This is a genomic window from Streptomyces sp. NPDC001980 (assembly GCF_040296885.1).
Taxonomy (GTDB): Bacteria; Actinomycetota; Actinomycetes; order Streptomycetales; family Streptomycetaceae; genus Streptomyces.
Map to the genome: position 1 here is coordinate 21,318 of NZ_JBEOYD010000073.1, position 9,205 is coordinate 30,522.

Here is a 9,205-nt window from a genome sequence, read left to right on the forward strand (position 1 = left end):
AGGCGTCGCTGGAGCAACGTTCGAGCAGCAATGCTCCACCGAACTCCAGTCTGTCCGCAGCAGCAGCAACTCCTCCGGATCAACGGAACGACCGTGCTGACTCTTTATACTCATCGGGCGAGTGTGATAGCTGACCGATGCGTCACTGCACCCCGGTCCGGGCAGCCTGATCGCTGGGCCGACGTTTGGACAGTTGGCGCAGGCAGATGACGCAACACACAAGTTGCAGAAGTCCTAGATGCAAGTCAGCGCGGCGCTCTAGCGGGTTCGCAGCCGCTTGAACTGATGGAGCCAGGCGAATGTGCGCTCGACCCCCACCGGGTCTTGCCCAGACCTGAACCGTGGGCCATGCCGCGCCGGGCGATGAAGGGCTTGATGCCGCGCTTCCACAGCAGGCGACGGCGGTACTTGTCGAAGTCGTAGCCGCGATCGGCGTACAACCTCTTGGGCTTGTTCCGGGGCTGGTCTCGCAATCCTCGTATGCAGGGGACAGCGTCGAGAAGAGGGAGCAGCTGGGTGACGTCGTGCCGGTTCCCGCCGGTCAGCAAGACAGCCAGCTGGGTGCCGCGGCGATCGACGAGCACATGGTGCTTGGAGCCCGGACGGCCTCGGTCAACCGGCGACGGTCCCACGTGGTCCCCCCTTTGAGAGACCTTACGTGGGAGACGTCGACCGCGCAGTCGTCCATCTCCAGCAGACCCGCCTTTCGCAGTTCGCCGAGGAGTATCGCGAGCAGACGGGGCCAGACCCCGGCCTCAGTCCAGTCCCGCAGACGGCGCCAGGCCGTCACCCCCGAGCAGCCCACTATCGGAGCAGGAACATCCCGCCAGGCCACCCCCTTGCGCAGCACGTAAACGATCCCGGCCAGCGCAACCCGGTCAGCCACGCGAAGCCGGCCAGGGTGTAGCGGAGTTTGTGAAGCTCCGCCTGTCGTTCGCGAAGTTGAGCCGTGTGGTGTGCCTGCTACTGGTTGGCCACGAGGAAGTCCTCCAGGATCTCGACAAACCGCGCCGGCTGCTCCTCGGCCGGGTAGTGGCCGCAGTCGTCGAGGACGACCCCCGTGACGTCCTCGGCCGCCAGCCGCATCGTCTGGGCGGCATTCGCGCCGCTCCACAGCGCGCCGCCGACGGCGAGCACCGGCAGGGTCAGCCGGGTCTTGCTGCGCTGCTCGTTCTGCGCGATCGTCTCGTCCAGCGCCCGGTAGTACGCGAAGCTCGCCCGCAGTGCGCGAGAATCCGCGGCGATGGCGTCGACGTAGACGTCGACGGCGTACGCGGGGATCGCGGTCGGCGTGGCGGCCTTGGTGGCGAACTGCCAGCCGAAGAAGAGCCGCTCCCGTCCCCGGACCAGTTCCTCGTTGAGGTCGGTGAGCCGGTTGAAGCCGAACTGCCAGAGTTTCTGGTTGGCCGCGTGCGGGCCGAAGAACGGCGGGGACGGTGTGAGGCCGGGGATCACTGCTTCGAGGATGGCGAGCCGGCCCACCCGCTCGGGGTGATCGGCGGCGAGGGCGTATCCGGTCCACGTACCGATGTCGTGGCCGACCACGTCGAACCGGTCGTGCCCGAGCGCGGCCATCAACGCGACCAGATCGGCGGCGAGCGTGCCGGCGTCGTACCCGTCGTCGGGCTTGTCGGAGAGCCCGGCCCCGCGTGAGTCGACGGCGACGACGGTGTGCTGGCGGGCGAGCGCGGGCATCACTTCCCGCCAGGCGTACCAGGTCTGGGGCCACCCGCCGACCAGCAGCAGCGCCGGGCCGTCCCCACCGGTGACCGCGTGCAGCCGCAGTCCGTTCACCTCCACGAGCCGGCTGGTGAAGACGTCAAGGAATCCGTCAGGCAGCCGCAGCGAACTCAAGCTTGTCATGCTGGCGACCATACACATCTTTGAACGATCGGTACAGGATGTGTATGCTGACGGACCATGGCAGGCCGCAAGCAATTCGACGTGGACGAGGCGCTACGACGTGCGATGCACGTCTTCTGGCGCTGGGGTTATTCGGAGGCCTCGATCGATCGCCTGACCGAGGGCACGGGCCTGGGCCGGGGCTCGCTCTACGGCACCTTCGGTGACAAGAGCGCCCTCTTCCGGAAAAGTCTCCAACGGTACGCGCAGACCTACCACCCGCTGTATGAGCAGGCGCTGTCCGGCCCCCACCCGAGCCCGAGCGCCGTTGTGGCCGCCTACCTGCGGGTCACCCTGAACCGCATCGCCGACCCGACGGTCCCGGATGGCTGCCTGCTCACGGTGTCGGCAACGCAGTTCCCGACCCTCGACGCGGAGGGCCGGGCGATGGTCCGCGCCATGATCGACGGTTTGCGGGCGATGCTGGAGCAGGCCTTGCTGGCGGCGGGGGCCGATGATCGGGAGGCGGCAGAGCTGGCGTTGTGCACGCTGGCAACGAACAAATCCCTGGCGGTGCTGAGCCGCGCCGGCTTCTCGGGCGAAGACCTGGCAACCGTCGCGGCAGCCGCCGCCAAGAATGCCAAGGCTCAGCCGAATCGACCGGCCGAACCGTCGGGGCCGCGATAGGCGGGAACGACTCCGTCGCCAATGGATCTGCAGAGACCTTGGGGCAGCCGGCGGCTCGGCAGGAAGTGACTCGGCCCAGCCCTCAGGCGTCCACCGGCCGGGCCCATTCGTCGTCGGAGCAGCGGGCCAGATGCGGGCGAGCGTGCCCGTGGTCATCCGGGTGGGGGCCCAGAACTTGGGCGAGCTGTTTCTTCTCGTACTCGATCCAGTCCGCGGGATCGTCGGAGAACAGATAGCCGTCCTTGCGCCGCCAGATGACCCGGGTGAGGTTCTCCGCGGCGCCGACATCGCGAAGGTGCCGGACACCGCGCTGGACTTGGGACTTCTTCAGCCTCGTGGCGGCAACGAGCTGGACGGTGCTCAGCCCGGCCGGCCGTGCTTCCATCAACGCGACGCGCACCAGGTCGCCGAAGTGCTCCGACAGCGGCTGGGCCGGGCGGCGAGGGCTGCGGGCCATGGCCTACTCGCCCCGAAGAAGCTGCGCGAGCTGCTCGTCCAGCGTGAACTCTCCGTTGTCGACGGCTCCTTCGAGCCAGTCCGCCGTCGCGCGGACCCGTCCGATCTGCCGCCGCACGGTTTCTGGAACTCAGGGCGCGCTTGGTTCAGCGACGAGGAACTGTCCGCCATCGGGGACGCGCTCGGACATCCGGTGCAGCGGGTCAGGGCCCGCATCTGACGCGCGTCAGCCCGTGAGGCCCGGCATCACGGGTTCGGGTTCAGTAGCGGGACGTGGTCGGCCGCGTCGTCGCGTGCGATAAATCCGGCGACGTCGGGGATCGTCCCCGGGATACTGGTCGGCCATGGATGAGGTCGAAGTCGTCGTCGCCCATTCCGAGCGTGCGACTCTGCGCGTCGGTGATGTGTTCTTGAAGGTGGACGGCGATCAGGCGCGCATCGACGTCGAGGTCGAGGCGATGGCCCTGGCGCCGGTCCCGACCCCGGAGGTCCTGTGGCACAAACCGCACGTGCTCGCGCTCGCCGCGCTCCCGGGGACGACGCTTGGGCGCCTCGGTGGACCGTCGACCGGGGCGCCGGCGGCGTGGGCCGCGGCGGGTGCCGCCATCCGGAGGCTGCACGACGCGGCGCTGCCGCCCCGGCTGGGCCGGGCGGGGCGGAGCATCGTCGCGCTGGCGGCGGAACTCGACGACGAGTGCGAGCTGCTCGTGGCTGGTGGTGTCCTGCCTGCTGATCTGGTCGCCCGCAATCGCCAGGTGGCCGAGGCCGCGCTGCGGCCGTGGACTGCGGCGTTCACGCACGGCGACCTGCAGATCGCGCATGTCTTTGTCGACGGTGGCGAGGTCACGGGCATCATCGACTGGTCCGAGGCGGGCCAGGGTGATGCCCTGTACGACCTCGCAACCTTCACGCTCGGGCACGAGGAGCACCTCGGCGATGTCATTGCCGGCTATGGCGTCGACGTCGACCTCGACGTGATCCGTGCGTGGTGGTCATTGCGGAGCCTGCTGGTGGTTCGCTGGCTGGTCGAGCACGGCTTCGACGCGTTCGCGCCGGGCTGTGAGGTCGACTTGCTGAGATCCCGGATGTGAGGCTGCGCGGACCCGACTGCTGCGAGTGTGTTCTGACGCATCGAGCAGGCCCCCATCCCCTGGGGCGCGCTGCCTGCCCCTTGCTCCCGGCAAAGTGCGGTGCGCTGTCGTCGTGGGCAGAGGACAGCTCAGTCGAGGGTGGCGAATGCGTGGTGGATATCGTCACGGATCTCCCGGCGGATGCGCGGGCGGTGGAACCAGTGCAGCAGTCCGATCGTTCCTTCTACGACAGAGCGGTACAGGCCCGGCCGGGGCCGTGCCCGGTGGCGTGCCAGGCGAGGTGCAGGGTGGTCTGGAGCCGGTGGACCTGGTCCCGGTGGGCCTCGTGGTCGCGTGGGATTCCGGCTTCTTCGCGGAGGGGTTCTGCTGTTGTGGCGATAGCGGCCGCCTGTGCCCGGCCGGGGCCGGCTCCCGTCTTTGATGGAGACTGAGATCCGGTCGGTCAGCACAGGGCGCGATCCATGTGGGCGCGGTGGTCGGAGACCCACTGGTATGCCTGCTGTACCTCGGTCACTGCTCCGGCCTCGCGGAGGCGGATCATCGCGAGGTCTCCGGAGTCGGCAGCAGCCTCGATGCCACGCCAGCACCGGTCCTGCCACCACAGGATCACGGAAACGAGATCGCGCCGGTCTATGAGCTCGTAGGTGTCGGCGATCAGCCGCAGCCGCCGCGCGGCTTCGGAGGGGTCTTCAATGTCTGGCCCGAGTCCGAGGTACTGCCAGCAGACGTGGGCGATGTCGTGGATGCGTGCGCCCGGCGCTGCCAGGTCCCAGTCGATGAAAGCGACCGGGCGTAGGGCGCCGCCTGCAGGTCGGTAGACGGTGTTCTTCGGTGCGAGGTCGTTGTGGCAGACGACCTCGTGTGAGCCCGCGAGTTCCGTGCCTGCTGTCAGATCGTGGAGTTCTCGCACGAGTTGCGTGACCCGTATCAGGCTGCCGTCGGAGTACACCTCTGGCGGTTGCCGTGGTTTCCAGGCCACATGTCCATCGAGGTAGGTGAGGACTTCGCGGCCTTCGTCGTCGATGCCGCGGTAGCGCGGTGCGCCGGGCCAGTCGCTGGCCTCGAGCAGCTTCAGCAGGTCGCCGACGAACCGCGAATTGGCAGATGTGGGACGGCGCACGGTGGTGCCGATACGCACTACGTGATTGACAAGGCCACCAGGCAGCGAGGGCTCGTGCATCTCACCACTGTGCATGATCCTCCTCCAGCCTTTTGCCGTTGCTCACCGTGTGCGCTTCGCGGAAGTTGGGCCGGAACCCCGGTTCGGGGGGCGCTGCAGTGCACCGGGAATTCGGCTACTGGGTGGGGCGCTTGCCGCGGTCAGGGGCAGCGGTTGGCACTTGTCCGCAACTGCCGGTCTGCGGGGGCGTGGGCGGTTGCCGCCGCGGCCGCCCGCTCGCAGGCCTCAGGGTGCCCGGCGGTCCGGCTGCCGCTGTCCGGGCCGTGCCACCGGCCGGCGGCTGCCGGGGGGGCTTCCGGTCCGTAGTGCGGGCGGCATGACAGGAGGGGTGCGGTACCTCGGTGCCCGCCCGCGCGGGCTGGCACCCGCCGCCGGCGCGCTGTCGACGGGCCGGACACCGACACAGTGACAGCCGACTTCGGCACGGTCGGCATCGCGGCGAGAGGCCGTGCGACCGGTGCGGACTGCCCGGACTGCGCGTGTTTCCCGGACCGGGCGCACGACGCCTGCCGGCGGAGACCGAAAGATCTGCCGCTCGGCGGGCAGGCAGTGACGATCCGTCAACTCTGCACTCGACTTCTCCGGTGACGGCAACGCGCGGTGACGGGGCTGGTCATGCGGGCCGGCGCAACGTCGTGGGACGCGCTCGTGTTCGACGGAGCCGACGCCGTGGACGTCGAAGCGGTGACCGCCGCCTTCGGTACGGCCGACGTCACGGCCAGAGGCCGGGCAACCGGGGCAGCGGGCCGTGCTGTGCCGGCTCCGCCGGGCCCGCTAACGCGGCCGCGTGTTCCGGTGCAGGTCGCCCGCCTGCTCCAGGGCGGCCTCGTAGGCGTGCAGGGCGGTGACGACCGTGGCGCGTTCCGCGGGGGCGAGACCGCGCATGACGCCTTCCCAGGCGGAGGCGCTGCCGGAGAGCCATTCGCCGATCGGTGCGGCGTAGGCGGGGGCGATGGCGACGATGCGGCGGCGGCGGTCGGCGGGATCGGCGGTGCGCTGCAGGACGCCCGGCCGTGAGAGCTCGCTGACCATGAGGCTGACGGTCGTCGGGGCCACTTCCAGCCGGGCGGCCAGCTCGTTGACGCCGGTGGGACCGTCGTACTCCAGGTGGGCCAGCAGCGCGAGATGCCGCGGTGCCAGGTCCAGCCCCTGGAGCGCCGCAGGGACGGGCAGGCGCTTGGCGCGGCCGACCAGCCGTGGCATGAGCAACAGCAGAGTGCGGACGACCTCGTCGACGGCTGGACCGTCCGATTCCGTGGACATCGGCGACCTCCCCCAAGTACCTTTAAGAACAAAGGCTTTGAGTTCAAAGGGAACGGGGTCCACTATGCCGCACCTGACCGTCCACCTTCCGGAGAACAGGCTGACCGGGAAGGAATCCGTGCTCGTCGCCGCACTGACCGACGCGATCGCCGACGTCTACGGCGAATGGGCCCGCGACCTCGTAAGCGTCCGCCTGGCCGGAGTCCCCGCAGGGCGTTACGCACAGGGCGGCAAGGCCGTGGACACAAACGCCTCGGTGGTCCTGGGCGTCCGCGCCGGCGTCTTCGACCGCCCCGACGCCGCCCAGATCACCACGCGCCTGGGCACCGCGCTCACCGACGCGATCACGCGCGTCATCGGCGACGACCTCCGCAATGGCACCATGGTCGAACTCGTGGCGTCACCGCCGGAACGAACCTTCGTCGGCGGCACCCTCACCGCATGACCCCCCAACCGGACCACCTCACAACCTGCCCCCCCTTTTTTTCCGAATAAAGGCACTCCCAACGACCAGCGCAATGAGCCGAGCTGCCGGTGTGCGCTCAGTCAGCAGGCGAGTTCACGGCACAAACTCCTGGCACCCGCCCCACACTCAAGATCGTGCCACGAGCTCTGAGTGTCTGAGCCCATGTGGTGATTTCCGCTGCCTGCATCGCACTCATCCTGCTGGATATACGCGGAATCCGCATCTACCGCGCGCTGCACGGCCGCGGTATTCCGGTGAAGGCGAGATGCGTGGGTGTGAACCGGGAGGAGAAAGGGCTGTACACCATCTTGCTGAACCATACGCACGCCGAAAGGAACGTCCACCCGTTCAAGGAGACGAACCCCAAGCCCTCCGTGCGCATGGGTGAGGAGCCCGGTGCGTCGTACGGCCCCGCCGGACACGCCCCGCCCACGATCACCTCGAGAGTCACCAGAAGGCGGGCGCACGCACGCTCACCGGAGAGGCGTCCCGGCCCATACGCCCATGACGCACACGGCACCCACGTCCTTGCGGGTCGGCCGCAGCCTTCTGCTGTCAGCGTGTCATCTCGATCAGCTCGGCGGCCTTCTCGGCGATCATGATCGTGGGTGCGTTGGTGTTTCCGCCGGTGACAGCCGGCATGACGGAGGCGTCGACGACACGGAGCCGCTCGACTCCGTGGACCTCCAGATCCGGATTGACGACGGAGCCGTGTCCGGTTCCCATGGCGCAGGTGCCCACCGGGTGGTATGCCGTGGCACTCCATCTGCGGACGTGCTCTTCGAGAGCCGTGTCGTCCAGGCCGTCCAGACGGTCCAGACGGTCCGGGCCGTCGCCGGCCGGCAGGTACGGCCGTGCCAGGCAGCCGGCGAACGGTGCGCAGCGGGCGATGCCCATGACCGCCCGGAGTCCGGCGACCATGAGCGACGTGTCCGCGGGCACGTCGAAGTACCGGGGATCGATCAGCGGCGGGGCCTGGGGATCGGCCGACGCGAGACGGACGGTGCCGCGCGTCTGCGGGTGCAGGGGGACGCAGTTCATCGTGAACACCGGCCGGTCAGGTTGTTCCTCACCGCTGAGAATGAGTGCCGTGGCCCCTCCCACCAGCTGGACGTCGGGACGGCCTGGGCCGTCCGTGACGTGGAGGAACGCGCCGACCTCGCCGTAGTTGGAGGCGAACGGCCCGTCGCCGTGGACGCGCCAGCGTTCGAGGTTGTCCGGGGTGAGCAGGTCCCGGACGATGTCGGTGGAGTTGCGGGTCTCCCACACCACGGGAGCCATCAGATGGTCCTGCAGGTTGCGCCCGACCCCGGGCAGGGGGACCCGCACGTCTATCCCCACCTCGTGCAGCTCGCCGGGATCGCCTATGCCCGACAGGAGCAGCAGCTGGGGCGAGTTGACGGATCCGCCGCAGAGCAGGACCTCCCCGTCGGCGCGGGCCGACCGCTCCTGTCCGTCCCGGAGGTAGGTGACGCCGGCCGCGCGTGAGCCGTCGAGTGTGATCCTTGTGGCCAGGGCGCCGGTGCGTACCGTGAGATTGGGCCGGCCGAGGGCCGGGCGCAGGTAGGCGTCGGCCGTGGACCACCGTCGCCCGTGATGGCACGTCACCTGGTACAGGCCGGCGCCGGCCGGGGACGCACCCGCGAAGTCGTCGTTGCGGTCCAGTCCCCACTCCACGGCGGACTCCAGCCAGGACCGTGAGAGTTCGTGGGTGTAGACGCGGTCCTCGACGTGCAGGGGCCCGTCCGAACCGTGGTAGGGCCCGCCGAGGCGGCGGTTCGACTCGGCCTTGATGAAGTAAGGCAGGACGTCGTCGTAGCCCCAGCCGCTCGCCCCGTGCTCGTCACGCCAGCTGTCGTAGTCGTGCCGGCTGCCCCGGGTGTAGATCATGACGTTGGTGGACGACGAGCCGCCCAGTGTCCTGCCCCGGGGCCAGGAGAAGGCGCGGCCCGGGGCGGGCTGCTCGACCGTCCGGTAGCTCCAGTCGCTCTGCGATCCGAAGAGCATTCCGAGCGCGGCCGGGATGTGGAGGAGTTCGTCGGTGTCGGGGCCGCCCGCTTCGAGGAGCAGCACGCGGACGCGCTCGTCGCGGCTCAGGCGATCTGCGAGGACGCAACCGGCGCTGCCGGCGCCCACGATGACGTAGTCGAATCCTTCGGTTCCGGTGGAATTCATGGTGGCTTCCTCGCCCGGCGGGCATCCGCCGCCCGGACTCGCCCG

Annotated in this window: 9 protein-coding genes and 1 pseudogene; 3 read left to right on the top strand and 7 right to left on the bottom strand. The window is 69.3% G+C overall.

Annotated elements, in window-relative coordinates; genetic code table 11:
- Positions 1-142: 142 nt before the first annotated feature.
- Both ABT137_RS48875 and ABT137_RS48880 read right to left on the bottom strand, forming a co-directional pair.
- Positions 143-904 (bottom strand): annotated as a pseudogene (locus ABT137_RS48875) (IS5 family transposase); the annotation flags it as partial.
- Between the two features lie 59 nt (positions 905-963).
- A complete protein-coding gene (locus ABT137_RS48880; protein WP_351720077.1) occupies positions 964-1,863 on the bottom strand; it encodes an alpha/beta fold hydrolase in 900 nt (299 codons plus the stop codon).
- A gap of 57 nt (positions 1,864-1,920) precedes the next feature.
- Between ABT137_RS48880 and ABT137_RS48885 the strand changes: the two genes are divergently transcribed.
- On the top strand, positions 1,921-2,529 hold the full coding sequence (locus ABT137_RS48885; RefSeq protein ID WP_351720079.1) for a TetR/AcrR family transcriptional regulator: 609 nt from the start codon (positions 1,921-1,923) through the stop codon (positions 2,527-2,529).
- Positions 2,530-2,611: 82 nt separating this feature from the next.
- Here the strand turns inward: ABT137_RS48885 and ABT137_RS48890 are convergent, their stop codons facing one another.
- Both ABT137_RS48890 and ABT137_RS48895 read right to left on the bottom strand, forming a co-directional pair.
- Entirely contained in the window at positions 2,612-2,986 is a 375-nt protein-coding gene (locus ABT137_RS48890) for a hypothetical protein (RefSeq protein ID WP_351720081.1), read from the bottom strand.
- Between the two features lie 3 nt (positions 2,987-2,989).
- Entirely contained in the window at positions 2,990-3,103 is a 114-nt protein-coding gene (locus ABT137_RS48895; RefSeq protein ID WP_351720083.1) for a DUF6192 family protein, read from the bottom strand.
- 226 nt (positions 3,104-3,329) lie between these two features.
- Here ABT137_RS48895 and ABT137_RS48900 point away from each other — a divergent pair, with 226 nt between their 5' ends.
- The gene (locus tag ABT137_RS48900; RefSeq protein ID WP_351720086.1) at positions 3,330-4,076 is read left to right on the top strand and encodes a phosphotransferase; all 747 of its coding nucleotides are present in this window, start codon (positions 3,330-3,332) and stop codon (positions 4,074-4,076) included.
- 442 nt (positions 4,077-4,518) lie between these two features.
- Here the strand turns inward: ABT137_RS48900 and ABT137_RS48905 are convergent, their stop codons facing one another.
- Both ABT137_RS48905 and ABT137_RS48910 read right to left on the bottom strand, forming a co-directional pair.
- Positions 4,519-5,271: a phosphotransferase gene (locus ABT137_RS48905; RefSeq protein ID WP_351720088.1), complete on the bottom strand. Its 753-nt coding sequence runs from the start codon at positions 5,269-5,271 to the stop codon at positions 4,519-4,521.
- Between the two features lie 759 nt (positions 5,272-6,030).
- On the bottom strand, positions 6,031-6,519 hold the full coding sequence (locus ABT137_RS48910; RefSeq protein ID WP_351720090.1) for a MarR family winged helix-turn-helix transcriptional regulator: 489 nt from the start codon (positions 6,517-6,519) through the stop codon (positions 6,031-6,033).
- A 64-nt stretch (positions 6,520-6,583) separates the two neighbouring features.
- Here ABT137_RS48910 and ABT137_RS48915 point away from each other — a divergent pair, with 64 nt between their 5' ends.
- Positions 6,584-6,964 carry a tautomerase family protein gene (locus ABT137_RS48915; RefSeq protein WP_351720091.1) on the top strand — a complete coding sequence of 127 codons (381 nt, stop codon included), beginning with the start codon at positions 6,584-6,586 and terminating at the stop codon, positions 6,962-6,964.
- A 576-nt stretch (positions 6,965-7,540) separates the two neighbouring features.
- Here ABT137_RS48915 and ABT137_RS48920 read toward each other — a convergent pair.
- Positions 7,541-9,160: a GMC family oxidoreductase gene (locus ABT137_RS48920; protein ID WP_351720093.1), complete on the bottom strand. Its 1,620-nt coding sequence runs from the start codon at positions 9,158-9,160 to the stop codon at positions 7,541-7,543.
- Between the last annotated feature and the right edge of the window lie 45 nt (positions 9,161-9,205).